Genomic DNA, 584 nt, shown 5'->3' with positions numbered 1-584 from the left:
TAATCTGGGCTTATCGCAAGTTAATACGTCCTTCATCGCCTCTGACTGCCAAGGCATCCACCGTGTACGCTTAGTCACTTAACCATACAACCCGAAGAGGTCTTATGTATGGTAAACAACCAAGGTTTTTGGTTGTAACAAGAAGGGTTAATTCTTATTACGTGTTTGCCGGACTCAATATGATTCAAACGAATTTGAATCGAATACAAGACACTTGAATGTGTTTGTGTTGTGTTTACCTAAAAGGTAAACATTGAGAACTTTTAATTTGATTTAAATAACTACGTTATTTAAATCAGTCAGCTTTCCAAATTGTTAAAGAGCTTGATTCAATAAATGAACCATTTTTAAAGACACTTAAATAAATGCGCTTAAAGATGGTATCCCGTAGGGGAGTCGAACCCCTGTTACCGCCGTGAAAGGGCGGTGTCCTAGGCCTCTAGACGAACGGGACATAGGTACTCTTAACTGTTTAAACATATCAATCTGTGTGGACACTTATCGTGAATATCTTCGTATAAGGAGGTGATCCAGCCCCAGGTTCCCCTAGGGCTACCTTGTTACGACTTCACCCCAGTCATGAA

1 tRNA gene and 2 rRNA genes are annotated in these 584 nt (G+C 40.2%); all 3 read right to left on the bottom strand.

From position 1 onward, the window contains the following. Positions 1–84: ribosomal RNA gene (locus F0228_RS25675) — 23S ribosomal RNA — on the bottom strand; the annotation flags it as partial. A 294-nt stretch (positions 85–378) separates the two neighbouring features. Further along, a tRNA-Glu gene (locus tag F0228_RS25670) sits at positions 379–454 on the bottom strand. Between the two features lie 64 nt (positions 455–518). Then, positions 519–584, bottom strand: a 16S ribosomal RNA gene (locus F0228_RS25665); the annotation flags it as partial.

Source organism: Vibrio sp. 99K-1 (genome assembly GCF_013114585.1).
In the GTDB taxonomy this organism is placed as follows: domain Bacteria; phylum Pseudomonadota; class Gammaproteobacteria; order Enterobacterales; family Vibrionaceae; genus Vibrio; species Vibrio chagasii_B.
This window is presented reverse-complemented; position numbering and strand designations above follow the sequence as displayed.